Annotated in this window: 11 protein-coding genes, 1 tRNA gene and 4 pseudogenes; 12 read left to right on the top strand and 4 right to left on the bottom strand. The window is 66.1% G+C overall.

Annotated features, from left to right (window positions below; translation table 11 throughout):
- Positions 1-754 precede the first annotated feature (754 nt).
- Positions 755-1,855, top strand: a complete 1,101-nt coding sequence (locus KZO24_RS03950; protein WP_271181212.1) for a branched-chain amino acid aminotransferase — start codon at positions 755-757, stop codon at positions 1,853-1,855.
- Here KZO24_RS03950 and KZO24_RS03945 read toward each other — a convergent pair.
- Positions 1,740-2,462: a DUF7700 domain-containing protein gene (locus KZO24_RS03945; protein WP_486486897.1), complete on the bottom strand. Its 723-nt coding sequence runs from the start codon at positions 2,460-2,462 to the stop codon at positions 1,740-1,742. The two genes, KZO24_RS03950 and KZO24_RS03945, sit on opposite strands and share 116 nt — an antisense overlap.
- A gap of 186 nt (positions 2,463-2,648) precedes the next feature.
- Between KZO24_RS03945 and yghU the strand changes: the two are divergent.
- The 3 genes and pseudogenes from yghU to KZO24_RS03930 all read left to right on the top strand — a co-directional run bounded on the left by yghU (position 2,649) and on the right by KZO24_RS03930 (position 4,052).
- Positions 2,649-3,495, top strand: a pseudogene (gene yghU / locus KZO24_RS03940) (glutathione-dependent disulfide-bond oxidoreductase).
- A gap of 98 nt (positions 3,496-3,593) precedes the next feature.
- Positions 3,594-3,668, top strand: a tRNA-Gln gene (locus KZO24_RS03935).
- Between the two features lie 219 nt (positions 3,669-3,887).
- The gene (locus KZO24_RS03930) at positions 3,888-4,052 is read left to right on the top strand and encodes an Arm DNA-binding domain-containing protein (RefSeq protein WP_271181215.1); all 165 of its coding nucleotides are present in this window, start codon (positions 3,888-3,890) and stop codon (positions 4,050-4,052) included.
- Here KZO24_RS03930 and KZO24_RS03925 read toward each other — a convergent pair.
- Positions 4,053-4,495: pseudogene (locus KZO24_RS03925) on the bottom strand (transposase); the annotation flags it as partial. It lies immediately after the preceding gene.
- 357 nt (positions 4,496-4,852) lie between these two features.
- Positions 4,853-5,287 (bottom strand): hypothetical protein, encoded by a 435-nt coding sequence (locus KZO24_RS03920; protein ID WP_271182295.1) that lies wholly within the window; start codon positions 5,285-5,287, stop codon positions 4,853-4,855.
- Between the two features lie 209 nt (positions 5,288-5,496).
- On the opposite strand from KZO24_RS03920, the gene KZO24_RS03915 reads away from it, so the two are divergent.
- The 8 genes and pseudogenes from KZO24_RS03915 to KZO24_RS03880 all read left to right on the top strand — a co-directional run bounded on the left by KZO24_RS03915 (position 5,497) and on the right by KZO24_RS03880 (position 15,690).
- Positions 5,497-7,068, top strand: a complete 1,572-nt coding sequence (locus tag KZO24_RS03915) for an aldehyde dehydrogenase (NADP(+)) (protein ID WP_486486896.1) — start codon at positions 5,497-5,499, stop codon at positions 7,066-7,068.
- 139 nt (positions 7,069-7,207) lie between these two features.
- The gene (locus KZO24_RS03910; RefSeq protein ID WP_271182293.1) at positions 7,208-8,992 is read left to right on the top strand and encodes an IlvD/Edd family dehydratase; all 1,785 of its coding nucleotides are present in this window, start codon (positions 7,208-7,210) and stop codon (positions 8,990-8,992) included.
- Positions 8,993-9,091: 99 nt separating this feature from the next.
- Complete coding sequence (locus KZO24_RS03905) at positions 9,092-10,255, top strand: fumarylacetoacetate hydrolase family protein (protein WP_379525515.1); 1,164 nt, start codon at positions 9,092-9,094, stop codon at positions 10,253-10,255.
- Between the two features lie 143 nt (positions 10,256-10,398).
- A pseudogene (xylB, locus tag KZO24_RS03900) lies at positions 10,399-11,204 on the top strand (D-xylose 1-dehydrogenase).
- The gene (locus KZO24_RS03895; protein WP_271181553.1) at positions 11,188-12,081 is read left to right on the top strand and encodes an SMP-30/gluconolactonase/LRE family protein; all 894 of its coding nucleotides are present in this window, start codon (positions 11,188-11,190) and stop codon (positions 12,079-12,081) included. Before xylB ends, KZO24_RS03895 begins: the two are co-directional and overlap by 17 nt.
- 88 nt (positions 12,082-12,169) lie before the next feature.
- A complete protein-coding gene (locus tag KZO24_RS03890) occupies positions 12,170-13,618 on the top strand; it encodes a sugar porter family MFS transporter (RefSeq protein ID WP_379525513.1) in 1,449 nt (482 codons plus the stop codon).
- A complete protein-coding gene (locus KZO24_RS03885) occupies positions 13,615-14,454 on the top strand; it encodes an aldose 1-epimerase (protein ID WP_430097340.1) in 840 nt (279 codons plus the stop codon). The genes KZO24_RS03890 and KZO24_RS03885 overlap by 4 nt, the downstream gene beginning before the upstream one ends.
- Positions 14,455-14,589: 135 nt before the next feature.
- Positions 14,590-15,690, top strand: coding sequence for a LacI family DNA-binding transcriptional regulator (locus tag KZO24_RS03880; protein ID WP_486486895.1), 1,101 nt, complete (start codon positions 14,590-14,592; stop codon positions 15,688-15,690).
- A 184-nt stretch (positions 15,691-15,874) separates the two neighbouring features.
- On the opposite strand, the pseudogene KZO24_RS03875 reads toward KZO24_RS03880, so the two are convergent.
- A pseudogene (locus KZO24_RS03875) lies at positions 15,875-17,978 on the bottom strand (alpha-glucuronidase family glycosyl hydrolase).
- Positions 17,979-18,280: the final 302 nt, after the last annotated feature.

The following is an 18,280-nucleotide window of genomic DNA, read 5'->3' as shown; positions in this document are numbered from 1 at the left end:
CAAGCTCAGCGTGAGCGGGATTGAGAGATCACTTTTGAATCCCGCTCAGGCTGAGCCTGTCGAACGGAGCCAAGCCGCGCACAACATCAAAAAGGGTGATTTCAGGCCGCACTCCAGAGCCCCCAAAAGCAGCGATTTCAAATCACCGCGCGGCTGGGGATAACTGGCCGGAAGCGAAGATCATGACCTGAAAAAATTAGTTTTCAAGACTTGTTGTGCGCTGCGGAATATACCAGATTTCACTCAAGACAACGGCCTTCGGGATACGCGCCCGGGAGCAGCCGAAGTCCCAGCCGTGAAAGCGGCGCACTATGGCTAAACAGCGCGAAAGGAGGTGATCCGATGTCTCATGGTTCAGCAGAGAGGTCGGCAATTCCCGTCGCGAGGCATTATCGCTGATAAACAAGCGATAAAGGCTTCGCTGGCGGCACTTCCCGGCCGCTGACCATGCGAAGGGCCGTACCGGCAAGCCGGTGCGGCCCTTCTCATTTGTGCGCCCCACCACCGCCGACTGCGTCGGCGGTTCCCTCCCATCGCTTCGCGACAGGGAGGATGGGCTTGATCCTCCCTGTCGCGAAGCGATGGGGAAGTGGCAGCGGCGAAGTCGCTGACGGAGGGGTATTCTTCGATGATTTGCCTCTCCGGACCATCGTGCTAAGACTGAATGTCTGAGTAGCAATATTGCTTCCGGGTTGCATTCTGCGAAATTTTCGTTCAACGGCGCAATTCTGTTGCAGACTTGAGGATACGTTCGATGGCGACTCTCGCCGATGCCGGCCTGACTTTCACCACCCTTGCCCACCCCGCCCCCGCCAGCGCCGAGACGCGCGCAGCCGTGCTGGCGAACCCTGGCTTCGGCACCAATTTCACCGACCATATGGTGACGATCGAGTGGACTGAAGGTCAGGGCTGGCATGACGCGGTAATCGGCCCTCGCCAGCCGATCCCGCTCGATCCGGCGGCGGCGGTGCTGCACTATGCGCAGGAAATCTTCGAGGGCCTCAAGGCCTACAAGCAGGCCGACGGCGCCATCGCGCTGTTCCGCCCCGAAGCCAACGCCGCGCGCTTCAACCAGTCGGCCGAGCGTCTCGCCATGCCCGCGCTTCCCGAGAATGTGTTCGTCGAAGCCATCGAGAAGCTGGTGCAGATCGACCGCGCCTGGATTCCCGAGGGCGAAGGCGCGTCGCTCTACCTGCGCCCGTTCATGATCGCCACCGAGGCGTTCCTCGGCGTGCGCCCGGCCAAGCAGTACAAGTTCATCGTCATCGCCAGTCCGGCGGGCAACTACTTCAAGTCGGGCGCGCCTGCCGTCTCGATCTGGGTTTCGGACTATACCCGCGCCGCCCCCGGCGGCACCGGCGCAGCCAAGTGCGGCGGCAACTACGCCGCCAGCCTCGTCCCCCAAGCCGAAGCGATCGCGCGCGGCCATGACCAGGTCGTCTTCCTCGACGCCGCCGAGCACAAGTGGATCGAGGAACTGGGCGGCATGAACCTGTACTTCGCGTTCGACGACGGCACCCTGCTGACTCCTGAACTGACCGGCACCATCCTGCCCGGCATCACCCGTGACAGCCTGCTGCAACTCGCCCGTGAAGAGGGCCTGACGGTGACGGAAGGCCGCTACAGCCTCGACCAGTGGCGCGCGGATGCCGCTTCGGGCAAGCTGATCGAGACGTTCGCCTGCGGCACCGCTGCGGTCGTCACCTCGGTCGGCAAGGTCTCGGGCCGCGATGGAGATTTCACCATCGGCACCGGCGGCCCCGGCCAGCTGACCGGCAAGCTGAAGAACCGCCTCGTGTCGATCCAGCGCGGCGAAGCGCCGGACACTCACGGCTGGATCCGCAAGATCGGCTGAAGCAGGGGATTCGGGGAGGCTCAGTACTCCCCTCCTCCACCGTATTGAACTGCGGATGGATGCGTTTCCATTCGTACATCCAGTCCATCCCCTCGCGCGCCCTGACCATGTCGTCTTCGCGCGGAGCAAGCGCCGCCGCCGCCTCCCGTGCGACATCGGGCAGGACGGAGCTGTCCCAGCCCTGCTGCTCAATTTCGTCCGCCAGAACCTCGGTCCCGGCACGGCGCAGCATCACCGGCAGCCGGTGCAGCAAGGCTGCGACCACCCACGGAATCATCGGCCCGTTGACGTCCGGGTCGTAGCCCCACAGCACGTTGTGCCCCTCTGCATTGAGGATGTAGTGATAGTGCAGCACCCGCCCGAAAACATCGAAGCGCAGGTATTCTTCGGTGCGAGCGGCGTTGAAGACGTGGATGCTCGGCCCCCGGACCATGCGCTGCGGCGAATCCCCCAGCGCCCGTGCCTCCACCGCGATCGAGACCGGCCCGGCGTCGAACCATCGGGCATTGCGCTCGATCATCGGGATGAGCATGAACTTGTGATGCTGCCCCCGGATCGTCTCGACGGTGCGGTTACCTGCCGGCCGCATGGCGACGGTGGTGTTCATGGCGCGGTCTCCCCTCGTCCCTTTATCCGATAGGCGGATTGCACGCGCGAAGCTCCCCGCTGTCAACCGTACCGGCTTGATCGAACGTCCGGACGGAGCGCCTTTATTGCCATGTCCCGGCCTTGTCGGCGCCCCCTCGCGAACCTACCTGTGCGCCGTATTCCATCTCCCAAGGAGCGTTCCAGCATGGCCGATCTCACCTACACCCCGCCCAAGGTCTGGACCTGGGACCAGCCTAACGGCGGCGAGTTCGCCGGCATCAACCGCCCGACCGCCGGTGCCCGCTTCGAACGCGAACTGCCGCGCGGGGAGCATCCCTTCCAGCTCCATTCGCTCGGCACCCCGAACGGACAGAAGGTGACGATCATGCTCGAGGAGCTGCTCGCCGCCGGATATGCCGCAGAATACGATGCGTGGCTGATCTCGATCTCGGACAGCGACCAGTTCTCCTCGGGTTTCGTGTCGATCAACCCGAACTCCAAGATCCCCGCCCTGCTCGACCTGTCCGGCCCAGAGCCGGTACGCGTGTTCGAGATCGGGTTCGATCCTGTTCCACCTTGCCGAGAAGTTCGGCGCCTTCATGCCCACCTCCGGCCCCGGCCGCACCGAATGCATGAACTGGCTGATGTGGCAGATGGGTAGCGCGCCGATGCTGGGCGGCGGCTTCGGCCACTTCTACGCCTATGCGCCGGAAAAGTACCAGTACCCGATCGACCGCTACGCGATGGAGGCCAAGCGCATCCTTGACGTCGCCGACAAGCGCCTCGGCGAAACGCGCTATCTGGCGGGTGACGAGTACACCATCGCCGACATTGCCGCCTACGGCTGGTTCGGCGGCTTCGTGCGCGGCGACGCCTATGGCGACGCGGCGACGTTCCTCGACGTCCCGAGCTACGAGAACCTCACGCGCTGGGGCGAGGAACTGGGCGCGCGCGAGCCGGTGCGCCGTGGCCGCATCGTTAACCGCAAGGGCGAAGGCTTCTTGCCCGAGCGCCACAGCGCCGCCGACATCGACGCGGTGCTGAACGCCTGAAAATGATGTGCCCGACGCTGGAAAACCTCTTCCCAGCGCCGGGACAACACGCTAAGCGCCCCTCTCCCGATCGGCGGCGCCATGCACGGCCGATCCGCTGGGGCGTCGCCAAGTGGTAAGGCACCGGTTTTTGGTACCGGCATTCGCAGGTTCGAATCCTGCCGCCCCAGCCAATATTTCGGCCCATTTTGACCAACAAGGTCTCAAGAGGTATCGAAAAAATCTACTTTTTCAATGACATATTTCGGATAATCTGTCTCACACCGGAGCCATTCCGATCAGGCAGTGTCATGCGATTTGTTGGTCATCCTGTTGGTAAAACAGGCCTCGAAGGCAGCTAAATCGGCCTAGGCAGGAACGGATCAGCGACAGCAGAGCCCAAGGTGCCGACCATGCTGACCGACCAAATCCTCACCACCCTCACCGCCCGCGACAAGCCGATCAAGAAATCCGATGCCGGCGGCCTGCACATCATCGTCATGCCCAACGGCAAGAAGCGCTGGCGTCTCGCCTATCGCTTCGACGGCAAGCAGAAGACTTTCTATGGCGGCGAGTAAGCGGCGACGCTCGGCCGCCAGCTCGCGCAGACGCTGTCGCAGCGGACCATAGTCCGGACGCGACGATCGATACCGGATCACCCGCCGGCTCACGCCAACCAGGTTGCACGCCCGACGCTCGCTCAGCCCGTGATGCTCACGGGCATGGGCGACGGCATCCCGCTTAGCGCCGGGCGTCACCATTTTTTTGATGCCAGATCCTTCAACACCACGTTGTCGAGCATGGCTTCGGCCAGCAACTTCTTCAGCCGGCTGTTCTCTTCCTCGAGCGTGCGCAGGCGCCGAGCCTCCGACACCTCCAGGCTGCCATACTTCGACTTCCACTTGTAGAACGTCGCTGAGCTGATCCCGTGGCGGCGGCACACATCCGCTGTCGCCATCCCGGCCTCCTGCTCCTTCAAGATCGCGATGATCTGCTCTTCGCTGAACCTGCTGCGCTTCATTCCGTCCGACTCCTTCTCGTCGGACTCTACTCAAAATCGGTCACATTTCAGGGGAGCACGTCAGTCGCTATGGGGGCTAACTGAGATCAGCGTGCCTCGGGACGATCGCGTGGAGGTAAGGCTTGCCTTCGAGGTGCCCGGTGTCGGAACTGCGCTCGGGATCAATATGCGCGCACCAATGACACCAGAAATTTTATGTCACTTGTGTCGCCTTCAGAGCAGCTAACCTATGACCGCTTACCACCCCTTTCAGCCATTTAGGAGGCTGAGGGCTGCGCTCCATATCGGCCTGTCCGGTAGTCACCACCCGCGAATAAAAGCGGTCTTACGGGAGACGCCCCTTTGCAGACATTGCGCTTAGCGCGGCGCACGATAGTTTTGGGCCGATATGAGTGACATCGATCGAGAGGAACGAAGTATCCTGACCCTCTTTTTGCGCGCAATGCTTTGGATTTCACTAATCCCATCCGGGTTATTTGCGATATTTATGTTAGTCGTCGGACTGACGTATGGGTTTACCTTGTGGGATGCGAAATATCCTGCGACTATGGTGATTTGGATAGGCACCTTAATCGCACCGCTCCTCATTGTAATGACGCTCAGGATGCGGAACTCCTCGCCTGCCATACTAATATCGGCTTTAGTTTCGGGGTTAGTTTTAGACGCGATGTGGTTCGCTCTTGCTTTTTGGCGCTGAGCCAAACTCGGTTTGAGGTGATAGAGGGCTGCCACATCCCAAGAGAAGCCCAAAAGACACCACTGCTGAAAAACCGCATACGGCATCTTGAGCACGAATGCTCATGTCCGCAATGGGGCGCTTGTCGCTGGACCGCTTTGCCGATCGATCACGAGGCATTGACACCCCCTTGAAAGATAGCGCTATCATTCATATTCGGACGGCGATGAAATCCTGTGGCTGCAATGCAGCGTGGGGCTTTGGGCAGACCGGGAAAAGACATACGAAACGCACGGGCAAAGCCTTGACCTGAGGGGATGCAGCAATGATCACCGGCGCCATTCTCATCGGCCGCGAAGAAGCGCAGACGCAGGCGGGCTATGCCGCGATCAACCCCGCGACCGGGGCGACGCTGGAGCCTCGCTTCACCACGGCGGGTCTCGCCGAAGTGGAGCGCGCCTGCGCACTGGCCGACGCCGCTTCGATCGCCTTCGCCGAGGCCGAGCCGGAAACCCGCGCGGTGTTCCTCGAAACCATCGCTGACGAGATCGTCGGCATCGGCGAACCGCTGATCGAGCGCGCCATGGCCGAGACGGGCCTGCCCCGCGCCCGCCTCGAAGGCGAACGCGGCCGCACCACCGGCCAGCTGCGCCTGTTCGCGCAAGTGCTGCGCGAAGGCAGCTGGGCGGGCCTGACCATCGACCCTGCCCTGCCCGAGCGCGCGCCGCTGCCGCGCCCGGACCTGCGCGTGCGCAAGGTCGCGCTCGGCCCGGTCGTGGTGTTCGGGGCCAGCAACTTTCCCCTCGCCTTCTCGGTCGCGGGCGGCGACACCGCCTCGGCTTTTGCGGCGGGTTGCCCGGTGATCGTCAAGGGTCACTCCGCCCACCCCGGTACCGGCGAACTGGTCGCCCGCGCGATCCAGCGCGCGGTGGCGCTGTGCCATCTGCCCGAGGGCGTGTTCTCGTACCTGCCCGCCTCGCGTGAAGCGGGCACCGCGCTCGTCGCCGATCACCGCGTCAAGGCGGTCGGCTTCACCGGATCGCGCCCCGGCGGCATGGCGCTGATGCGCACCGCCGCCGCCCGGCCCGAGCCGATCCCGGTTTATGCCGAGATGAGCTCGATCAATCCGGTGTTGCTGTTTCCCGCCGCCCTTGCCGCGCGCGCCGAAGCGCTGGGCGCGGCCTTCGTCGGCTCGCTGACGATGGGTGCCGGACAGTTCTGCACCAATCCCGGCCTCGTCATCGCCATCGACGGGCCTGATCTCGATACCTTCCTCGCCTCGGCCTCGGCGGCGATGGGCGGCAGCGCGGCGCAGGACATGCTGACGCCGGGCATCCATTCGGCCTATGTGGAGGGCGTGAACGCGCTGGCAGGCCATGGCGCCGTCACCACCCTGGCGCGCGGCGTGGAGCCGACAGGCCCGCATCAGGCGCAGGGCGCCCTGTTCAAGACGACCGCCACCGATTTCCTTGCCGATCCGGCGCTGGGGGCGGAAGTCTTCGGCTCCTCCTCGCTGGTCATCACAGTGACCGACATGGGCGAAGCGCTCAAGGTCATCGCCGCCCTCGAAGGCCAGCTCACCGCCACCCTGATCCCCGATGCCGAGGACGAACCTGAGGTTGCCAAACTGCTGCCGGTGCTGGAGCGCAAGGTCGGACGCATCCTCGTCAACGGCTGGCCCACCGGCGTCGAAGTGTGCCACGCGATGGTCCACGGCGGCCCGTTCCCCTCGACCTCGGACGGACGGACAACCTCGGTCGGCGCCTCGGCGATCGAGCGCTTCCTGCGCCCGGTGTGCTACCAGAACATGCCCTCTGCCCTGCTCCCCGAGGGCCTGCGCGACGGCAACCCGTGGAACGCCCCGCGCCGCATCGACGGCGTGCTCAAGCTGGGTTGAGCCTGCCCCCGCTTCGTCATTGCGAGGCGCGCAGAGCCGCGGCAATCCAGCGCGGTGGACACCGCCCTGGATTGCTTCGCTCCGCTCGCAATGACGAAAGGGGATACGAAATGACGACCTCCTCATAAGGCACAGGACGATGACTGACGCCCCCACTCCCCGCCGTTTCCGTTCGCAGGACTGGTTCGCCGATCCCGCGCGCTCGGACATGGTGGCGCTCTATCTGGAGCGCTTCATGAACTACGGCATCACGCCTGCGGAACTGCGATCGGGGCGGCCGATCATCGGCATCGCGCAATCGGGCAGCGACCTGTCGCCCTGCAACCGCATCCACCTCGATCTGGCGAAGCGGGTGCGCGACGGCATCCGGGACGCAGGGGGGATCGCGATGGAGTTCCCGGTCCATCCGATCTTCGAGAACTGCCGTCGACCCACCGCCGCTCTCGATCGCAATCTTGCCTACATGGGGCTGGTCGAGATCCTCTACGGCTACCCCATTGATGCCGTCGTCCTGACCACCGGCTGCGACAAGACCACGCCCTCGCAGGTCATGGCCGCCTCCACCGTGGACATTCCCGCGATCGTCCTGTCCGGCGGGCCAATGCTCGACGGCTGGCATGAGGGCGACCTAGTCGGCTCGGGCACCGTGATCTGGCGCAGCCGCCGCAAGCTGGCGGCCGGTGAGATCGACGAGGAGGAATTCCTCCAGCGCGCCTGCGACAGCGCCCCCTCGGCCGGGCACTGCAACACCATGGGCACCGCATCGACCATGAACGCGGTGGCCGAGGCGCTGGGCCTCTCGCTCCCCGGCTGCGCGGCGATCCCGGCGCCTTACCGCGAGCGCGGACAATACGCCTACGAGACCGGTCGCCGCATCGTCGAGATGGCGCACGAAGACTTGCGCCCCTCGCATATCCTGACGCGCGACAGCTTCCTCAACGCGATCCGCGTCGTCAGCGCGATCGGCGGGTCGAGCAACGCGCAGCCGCACATCATGGCGATGGCGCGCCACGCGGGCGTGGAACTCACCGCCTCGGACTGGACCGAGCACGGCTACGACCTGCCTCTGATCCTCGACATGCAGCCCGCCGGGCGGTTCCTGGGCGAACGCTTCCACCGCGCGGGCGGCGTGCCCTCGATCATGTGGGAACTGCAGCAGGCGGGCGTGCTTGCCGAAAACTGCCTTACCGTCACCGGCGAGACGCTGGCCGCCAACATCGAGGGCCGCGAAACCCGCGACCGCGAGGTCATCCGTCCCTTCGCCGAGCCGCTGCGCGAGAAGGCGGGCTTCCTCGTCCTGTCGGGCAACCTGTTCGACTTCGGCATCATGAAGACCTCGGTGATCTCCGAGGAGTTCCAGAGCCGCTACCTCTCCCGCCCCGGCTCCGAAGGTGTGTTCGAGGGCCGCGCCGTGGTCTTCGAGGGCGGCGAGGACTACCACCACCGCATCAACGACCCCGCACTGGAGATCGACGCCGACTGCATCCTCGTCATGCGCGGCGCCGGGCCGATGGGCTGGCCGGGCTCCGCCGAAGTGGTGAACATGCAGCCGCCCGATGCGCTCATCAAGGCGGGCGTGCAGTGGCTGCCGACGCTCGGCGACGGGCGCCAGTCGGGCACGTCCGACAGCCCCTCGATCCTCAACTGCTCGCCCGAAAGCGCGGCGGGCGGCGGTCTTTCGTGGCTGCGCACCGGCGACACCATCCGCATCGATATCCGCACAGGCACCTGCAACGCGCTGATCGACGCGGCCGAGATCGCCCGCCGCAAGGCCGAAGACACCCCGCCGCCCGTTCCGCACAGCCATACCCCGTGGGAGGAACTCTTCCGCGAGAAGACCGGACAGATGGCCGAAGGCGCCGTCATGGAAATGGCTGTCAAGTATCGGGGCATCGCCGCGAAGACACCGCGCCACAATCACTGACGCACCCAACGGGGTCGGGTGGGCGGACGGCCCGTCCAGCCCTGCGTGATTGACAATGCATGGCAGTGTGATAGCGCTCCCATTATAGAACGAAAGCGGATGCCCGACATGACCGATATCCTCTCCCTCCTTCCCGTGGACATGCTGCCTTCCGATTGGCGCGAGGGCCTGTTCCTCGGCCGTCTCGACCTTGGCGAAGGCCCGACCCCCGTGCTGCTGCAGGGCGGCGTAACCTATGATATGAGCGGCGTTGCCGCTACTGTCGCCGACCTCGTTGACACCGGTATCTTCGACGCAAATCAGGGCCGCGCGCTGGGTCCGGCGGAAGAAGTTCTGGCCCGTGCCACACTGCTCAGCCCGATCGACCTGCAGTGCGTGAAGGCGGCGGGCGTGACGTTCGCAGTCTCCGCACTGGAGCGCGTGATCGAGGAACGCGCGCGCGGCGATGCCGACAAGGCGCAGGCGGTGCGCGGCGGGCTGGAGGAACGCATCGGCGGCTCGATCCGCTCAGTCGTGCCCGGCAGCCCGGAAGCAGCGGCGCTCAAGGCGGCACTGATCGAGGACGGCATGTGGTCGCAGTACCTCGAAGTCGCGATCGGGCCGGACGCGGAAGTGTTCACCAAGTCGCCGGTGCTCTCCACCGTGGCATCGGGCGCGACGATCGGCGTGCGTTCGGATTCGGACTGGAACAACCCCGAGCCGGAGATCGTGATCCTTGCCGACGCGCGCGGCAAGGCCGTTGGCGCGACGCTGGGCAACGACGTCAACCTGCGCGATTTCGAAGGCCGCTCGGCGCTGCTGCTAGGCAAGGCGAAGGACAACAACGCCAGCTGCTCAGTCGGTCCGTTCGTGCGCCTGTTCGATCAGGGCTACACCGTCGCCGATGTCGAGAACGCGCGGGTGCTGCTGCGCATCGAGGGCACCGAGGGCTTCCTGCTCGAAGGCGAGAGCCGCATGTCGGAAATCAGCCGTCCGCCGCTCGACCTGCTGCGCCAGTGCTTTTCCGAGCATCACTATCCCGACGGCGTCGTGCTGTTCCTCGGCACCCTGTTCGCGCCGACGCAGGACCGTGACGCGCCGGGACGCGGCTTCACGCACAAGGTCGGAGACGTCGTGACGATCTCCAGCGACCGCCTCGGCACGCTGGTCAACACCGTCGCCACCTCGCGCGATGCGCCTGCCTGGGAAACCGGGATTTCCGCCCTCTACCGCAACCTCGCCGCGCGCGGACTGATCGGCGCGAAAGCCGACGCGCTTGCCTGATTCCTCCTCCCCGTCATTGCGAGGCGGTGAAACCGCCGAAGCAATCCAGGGCAGCATAGACCGCCCTGGATTGCTTCGCTCCGCTCGCAATGACGAGCGGAGTTTGGGGCCGGAATGCACCGCACCCGCTTACGAATACCCGCATTTCCAAGGACTTCCATGTTGACCACCACGACCCCTCCTCCACCGCGCAGGCCGCGCGCTTTCCCTCGCTTGCGGGCAAGGGAGTGTTCGTCTCGGGCGGCGGCTCGGGCATCGGCGCCGCGCTGGTGGAGGGTTTCGCGCGACAGGGCGCGAAAGTCTTCTTCGTCGACATCGCCGCCGAACCTTCCGAAGCGCTGGTGGCGAGCCTTGATGGCACGGTGGAGTTCACCCCCGCTTCGTCGCCGGCGATCTCAAGGACCTCGACTTCGTGCAGGCGCAAGTCGCGGCGGCGCATGACGCGCTCGGCGGCCTCCACGTGCTGGTCAACAATGCAGCCAACGACGACCGCCACGCCATCGCCGACGTCACCCCGGAATACTGGGACGAGCGCATGGCGGTGAACCTGCGCCACCTGTTCTTCGCCGCGCAGACCGCCGTGCCCTTCATGGAAGCGGCGGGCGGCGGCGTGATCCTGAACTTCGGGTCGATCAGCTGGCACCTCGCGCTCGACCAGCTCTCGCTCTACCAGACCGCCAAGGCCGCGATCGAGGGCATGACCCGCGCGATGGCCCGCGAACTGGGCGAGCGGAACATCCGTGTTTGCGCGATCGTGCCCGGCAACGTCCAGACGCCCCGGCAGGAAAAGTGGTACACCCCCGAGGGCGAGCGCGAGATCCTCGATGCACAGTGCCTGAAGGCCCGCGTGCAGCCGGCCGACGTGGCGGCGCTGGCGCTGTTCCTCGCCTCCGATGACGCGCGCATGTGCACGGGCCACGAGTACTTCGTCGATGCCGGCTGGCGCTGAGACGATGACGGCCCCAATGACGCCTGCCGTCGCCTGCAGGCTGGGCGCCACGCTGGGCGAAGGCCCGGTGTGGGACACGGCGCGCGGCTGCCTGTGGTTCGTCGACATCAAGGGCCACAAGCTTCACCGCTTCGATCCGGCCAGCGGCGCGCTCGACAGCACCGATGCGCCGGCGGAACCCGGCTGGGTGCTGCCGCTGGCGGACGGAGCCCTGCTGGTGGGCGCGAAGGCGGGTATCCACCGCTTCGCCGACTACGCCTTCACCCTGATCCACGCGGTCGAGCCCGATCTGCCCGGCAACCGCCTGAACGACGCCGCCGTGCATCCGGACGGTTCGGTGTGGCTGGGCACCATGGACAACGCCGAGGAAGCGCCGAGCGGCGGCTACTACCGGTTCGACGGCGATACCTGCATCGCGCTTTCGCCCGAACCGATGGTCATCACCAACGGCCCCGCCTTCTCGCCGGACGGCCGCATGGTCTATCTCGTCGATACGCTGGAGCGCACGATCCTGTCCGCACCGGTGGACGCCGACGGCCATCCCGGCGAGGCGCGCCTGTTCGCGCGGGTGCCGGACGGCATGGGCTATCCCGATGGTCCGATGGTGGACAGCGGGGGCACCGTCTGGGTCGGCCTGTTCGGCGGCTGGGGCGTCGCCCGCTTCGCGCCCGACGGCACGTTCCTCGGCCGGGTGGAATTCCCGGTCGCCAACGTCACCAAGATCGCGTTCGGCGGCCCGGACCTCACCACCGTCTATGCGACGACGGCACGCAAGGGGTTGTCGGACGCCGAACTCGCGGCACAACCGCATGCCGGAGACCTCTTCACCTTCGCGGTGGAAGTACCCGGCCTGAAACCGGGATATCCTGCGGGCTGACACTATCGCACCAGCGGACAGGCCCGCTAAGACAAGAATGCGACGACAAGAATGCCACGACAGGCACAAGTGAAGAGGATGTGATCGAATGGCCGCGATAGATATGGGCAGCGCGCCTGCGGGCGTCGAGTACGGCGGGAAGGTCAACATGGCCTTCGTCGCCATGATCGTTGCGGTGGCGACGATCGGCGGCTTCATGTTCGGCTATGACAGCGGCGTCATCAACGGCACGCAGGACGGGCTGGAAAAGGCCTTCAACCTCTCCAAGCTGGGCACCGGCCTCAACGTCGGCGCGATCCTGGTAGGCTGTGCGATCGGCGCCTTCGTGGCGGGCCGCCTCGCCGACATCTGGGGCCGGCGCAGCGTAATGATGATCGGCGCGGCGCTTTTCGTGGTCAGCGCTCTGGGCGCGGGCGCGGCGACATCATCGCTGCTGTTCGTGATCGCCCGCCTGATCGGCGGCATCGGCGTGGGCGCGGCCAGCGTGCTGGCGCCGGTCTACATCAGCGAAGTGGCCCCCGCCTCGATCCGCGGGCGCCTGTCCAGCCTGCAGCAGATCATGATTATCACCGGCCTCACCGGTGCCTTCGTCGCCAACTGGGCGCTGGCCAGCCATGCCGGGTCCAGCACCGCGCCGCTGTGGCTGGGCCTGCCCGCCTGGCGCTGGATGTTCTGGATGCAGGTGATCCCCGCCGTGATCTACCTCGTCGCCCTGTTCATGATCCCGGAAAGCCCGCGCTTCCTTGTCGCCTCCGGGCGCGATGCCGAGGCCGAGGCCGTGCTCACCCGCATCTTCGGAGCCGAGACGGCCGCAAAGATGACCGCCGACATCCGTGCTAGCCTGATCGCGATCGCCGCCGACCATCACCGCCCGAGCTTCGCCGACCTCAAGGATCCCAAGACCGGCCGCTGGCGCAAGCTGGTCTGGGCGGGCATCGGCATCGCCGTGTTCCAGCAGTTGGTTGGCATCAACATCGTGTTCTATTACGGCGCGGTGCTGTGGCAGTCGGTCGGCTTCTCCGAAAGCGACGCGCTGCTCATCAACATCCTGTCCGGCTCGCTCTCGATCCTGGCCTGCCTCGTCACCGTGCTACTGATCGACAGGTTGGGCCGCAAGCCGCTGCTGCTGATCGGTTCGGCGGGCATGGCGGTGACCCTCGGCACGATGGCGGTGTGCTTCGCCAGCGGCAGCTTCACCGGCGGGCACCTGACCCTTTCGGACCAGACCGGCACCGTCGCGCTGATCGCCGCGAATGCCTACGTCGTGTTCTTCAACGTCAGCTGGGGCCCGGTCATGTGGGTGATGCTGGGGGAGATGTTCCCCAACCAGATTCGCGGCTCGGCCCTGGCCGTCTCGGGCTTCGCGCAGTGGATCGCCAACTTCGGCATCTCGGTCAGCTTCCCGGCGATGGCTGCCGGGCTCGGCCTGCCGCTGACGTACGGGTTCTATGCGCTCAGCGCCTTCCTCTCGTTCTTCTTCGTGCGCGCCATGGTGACCGAGACGCGCGGCCGCACGCTTGAGGAGATGGCGGCTTGATCCAGCTGCGTTCGGGCAGCAGCGAAGCCACGCTGCTGCCGCATCTGGGCGGGTCCATCGGTTCGTTCGCGGTCGGCGGCAGGGACATCCTGCGTCCAACCCCGGCGGACGCCGCGAGCCCGCTGGACGCCGCCTGCTTTCCGATGGTTCCTTACGCCAACCGCATTGCCGATGGGCGCTTCTCCTTCGCGGGAAAGGACTATGCCCTCCCCCGCAACGTCGCGGGCTTCGAGCATCCGATCCATGGTCTCGGCTGGATCATGCCGTGGATGGTCAGGGCACAGGAGGCCGACCGCGCGGTCCTCACCTGCATGCATTCGGCGGACGCGCACTGGCCGTGGGACTGGTCCGCCACGCAGAGTTTCGTGCTGGAAGACGGCGCGCTGCACGTGACGCTGGAGGCCACCAACCGGTCCGACCGCGCGATGCCCTGTGCGCTGGGCCAACACCCCTACTTCGTGCGGGAGCCGGGCGGCCGGCTGCAGTTCGCCGCAGAGGGCGTATGGATCAACAATGCCGGCATGATGCCCGAACACCCTGCCCCGGCCGACCACTTCGGCCACTTCGCGCAGGGCGCCGTGCCGCGGGCAGACACCCTGACCGACAACTGCTGGTTCGGCTGGAACGGCACCGCCGCATGGCAAGGCGTCGAACTCCGGTCAGACGACGCGCGGTTCGTCCATGTCTTCGCCCCGCCCGGCGAGGATTTCGTCTGCATCGAACCTACCAGCCAGATGCCCGATACCTTCAACCGTCGCGACAATGCAGGCCCCGCCGTCCTCGAACCGGGCCAGAGCACAGGTCTGGGCATGGTCATCCGCGCTGCTTCGAATTGACCAGCTCGAATTGACCAGCTCATCGTCGCCCGGCACGTAATCGCTGGCGGCGTGGCAGGAAAATTGTAATAGGCTGAACATGTAAGCGGCGGGATTCCGTAGCGACCCGGCCCGCCGCACGGGGATCAGGCCAGCGTGACAGATCAGGATACGACCCAGGATAAACCCGCAGACCGCGCCAGCCCACGGCGGCGCACCGCGCGGCGATCCCGGGCCACCATCACTATCGCCGACGTGGCCGAGCGAGCCGAAGTCTCGTTGATGACGGTCTCTCGCGTGATGAACGACAAGGGCAACGTCAAGGAAGACACCCGCGCCCGCGTGCTCAAGGCGATCGAGGAACTCAACTACTCGCCCAGCGCCGCCGCCCGCAACCTTGCCGCCGCTGCGGAGATCCGCATCGGCCTGCTCTACGCCAACCCCAGCGCCGGCTATCTCAACGAGTTTCTGGTCGGCAGTCTCGATCAGGCGAACGGGTCGAACGCGCAGCTCCTCGTCCAGCTCTGCGACAACGAGGACGAAGTGCTCACCATCGTGCGCCGACTGGTCGGCAACGGCATCGACGGCGTCGTTTTGCCGCCGCCGCTGTGCGACAACACGGCGATCCTCGACCTGCTGCTGGAAAGAGGCACGCCGACGGTGATCGTGGCATCGGGCAAGCCGTCCAAGGACTTGTCGTCCGTCAACATCGACGACCTCGGCGCGGCCGAGGCGATGACGCGCCACCTCGTAGCGCTGGGCCACCGGCGGATCGGCTTCATCAAGGGCAACCCCAACCAGAGCGCTGGCGCGCGGCGCCTCCAGGGATTTCAGGCGGCGCTGAGCGACAACGGCATCGCGATCGACGAGGAACTGGTCCTGCCCGGCCTGTTCACTTATCGCTCGGGCCTTGAGGCAGCGCACCGCCTGCTGGAACGCGATGAGCCGCCGACGGCGATCTTCGCCAGCAACGACGACATGGCGGCCGCGACCGTCACCGTCGCGCACCGGCTGGGTTTCGACGTGCCCGGCGACCTGACCGTGGTGGGCTTCGACGATGCCCCGCAGGCGACCTTCACCTGGCCCGAACTGACCACGATCCGCCAGCCGATCGCCGAGATGTCGCGCACGGCGGTGCAGCTTCTGGTCGAGGAAATCCGGGGGCGCCGCGAGGGGCGCGCCGTCACGCCCTCGCACGTCCAGATGCCCTTCGAGTTCATCCAGCGCAGATCGGATGCGTCCCCGCGTCAGGGGTGAACGAAGTTCCGCGCTGCCCCCTATATCGCAGGGGGCATCACCCTTCCTCGTCATTGCGAGCGCAGCGAAGCAATCCAGGGCAGACCAAACCGCTCTGGATTGCTTCGCTGCGCCCGCAATGACGATCCGAGGCGGGTGACCGCAGGCCCCGCCGCGATCTCGCGAGGGCGGGACCGGCGTTACCTCAATGCCCCGGCGCCAGCGGGAAGCGCTGCGCCTTGTACCACGCCAGATCGTGCTCCGGCGCGGGGCTGCCCTCCGGCAGCGACAAGCCGTTGACCGACATCCAGTAGGCCAGGCTCGCATCGCGCCACCAGCGCGCTTCGTTGTGCTGGATGGCAAGATAGGTCGCGGTCTTGGACCAGCGTTCGGCGTCCACCTTGTCCTTCACGCCGTCCCACTGCTGCTGCATCTGCGCCACCGTGGCGACGCCGCGATCGTAACGGGCGACCATCTCCTGCCACAGCGTGCGGCCGGACTTCATCTTCCAGTCCCACGGCAGATGATGGAACCACAGCAGTTCGGTTTCCGGCGTCGTGCGCGGATCGGCAAGCATGCGCGCGACGGGCGGCGCATACTGGGCAACGGCATTGCTGCCGGTGCTGGTGCGGTCGAAGCCGATGCCGCCGCGGTCGGCCTTGTGGTAATAGGTCGGGTTCCACTCGGGCCGGGCGAGTTCGTTCACCCATGGCCCCGGCCCGTAGTGGTGGCCGGTGTCCATCAGGTGCGCGAGCCCGAACGGGCCGGTGTATTCCACCACCGCCTCGCGCGATTCCATCATCATCGAGACGGCGGTATCGACCACGCGCGGATCGTTGCCAAACGTCTGGCGCGCCCATTCGCGGGCAAGCGCCTCGGCCGACAGCGTCGGATCCCAGGCGAGGCGGCCGAAGACGTACCAGTTGGCTTGGTTGAACGTCGAGCCCGACCAGTCACGGTCGCGCCCGATGTTGGCGACGCCCGCCATGCCGGTGAGGTCATGCCCCTCCAGCGCGCCGTCGACGACTTTCGCCACCGTCGATCCCTTGCCCTTCGCGCGGGTATCCGCCTCCAGCGCTTCCTCGAACAGCGGGCCGAGGTAGGCCAGGTGCGTCGCGAAGCCGAGGTATTCCTTGGTGATCTGCAGTTCCAGCATCATCGGCGTCTTCGGCATCGCGCCGAACAGCGGATGGAACGGCTCGCGCGGCTGGAAGTCGATCGCGCCGTTCTTGACCTGCACCAGCACGTTGTCGGCGAACTTGCCGTCGAGCGGCTTGAACTCGCTATAGGCCTGCTTGGCGCGGTCGTCTGGATCGGTCTCTGCGTAGACGAATGCGCGCCACATCACCACGCCGCCATGCGGCGCGACGGCGGCGGCGAGCATGTTGGCGCCCTCGGCATGTGTCCGGTGATAGTCGCGCGGACCGGGCTGGCCCTCGCTGTTCGCCTTGACGAGGAAGCCGCCGAAGTCGGGGATCGCGCGGTAGATCTCGTCCGACTTGGCCTTCCACCAGGCCTGCACTTGCGGATCGAGCGGATCGGCGGTCTTCAGCCCGCCCAGCTCGATCGGCGCGGAGAAGCGCGCGGAAAGGTAGACCTTGATGCCCCAGGGCCGCAGCACGTCGGCCAGCGCGGCGGCCTTGGCGATATAGGCCGCGCTCAGGCTGTCGGGGCTGGCGTTGACGTTGTTCAGCACCGTCCCGTTGATGCCGAGCGCGGCGTTGGCGCGGGCATAGTCGGTGTAGCGCGGATCCTTGAAGTCCGGCAGCGTCCACCAGTCCCACAGCGATTGCCCCGCATAGCCGCGCTCCACGCTGCCATCGAGATTGTCCCAGTGGTTGAGCACGCGCAGCTTGACCTTCGGCGTGGAGGTGAGGTCAAGCTTCGCCAGATTGCCGCCGGTCTTCTGCGCACGGATCGCCGCGAAAGCGCCGTAGAGCACCCCGGCATCGGAATTGCCGGTGACCAGCAGCGAGGGGCGCCCGGCAACCGTGGCAGCGCGCACGAGGTAGCCCTCGGTGCCGAGCCCCGCGGTGGGCAGGCGCAGCGCCGCCAGTTCCGGAGCGTCCGCGCGGGCCAGCACCACCGGAAGCGGCGCAGCGCCAAGATCACGGCGAAGCTCGGCAGCGGCCAGTTGCAGCGTCGGCGAGATCGCCCACCACGCGCACGTCCGCCTGGGCCGATCCGGCCGGTGCAGGCGCCAGCCACAAGTCGTATCCGTCGTTCGCCAGCGCCGCGCCCGGCAGCACGCCGACGGCCAGCGCCGTCCCCGCAAGCCACGCCGAAGTCCACGCGCAAATCCGCGACATTCGCCTCTGCATCCCGTCCATCCCTTAAAAATTTGCCTGCCCAATGCGGTTGACAAGCTTCGTCGTTACCTTGAAAGATAGCGCTATCACAAAAGAACCGGCCGAGGCAACGCCGTTTGCCGAATCGGGGCGAGTGCAGCCGGAACGGGCATTTGGGAGTATCGGGAAGTGGGATGCCATCACGCATTGTATCGACACGCAGCCTCGGCACAGCGCGCGGTGACGGCATGAGCCTGCGCCCTGCTGAATCGCGTTTCGCCGTATCGCGCCGCGTCCTCCTCGGCTGGGGTGGCGGTGCTTCG

The organism is Novosphingobium sp. NFX11 (assembly GCF_057376415.1).
The sequence above is the reverse complement of the archived record's forward strand: the minus strand, read 5'-3'. Positions and strand labels throughout refer to the sequence as shown.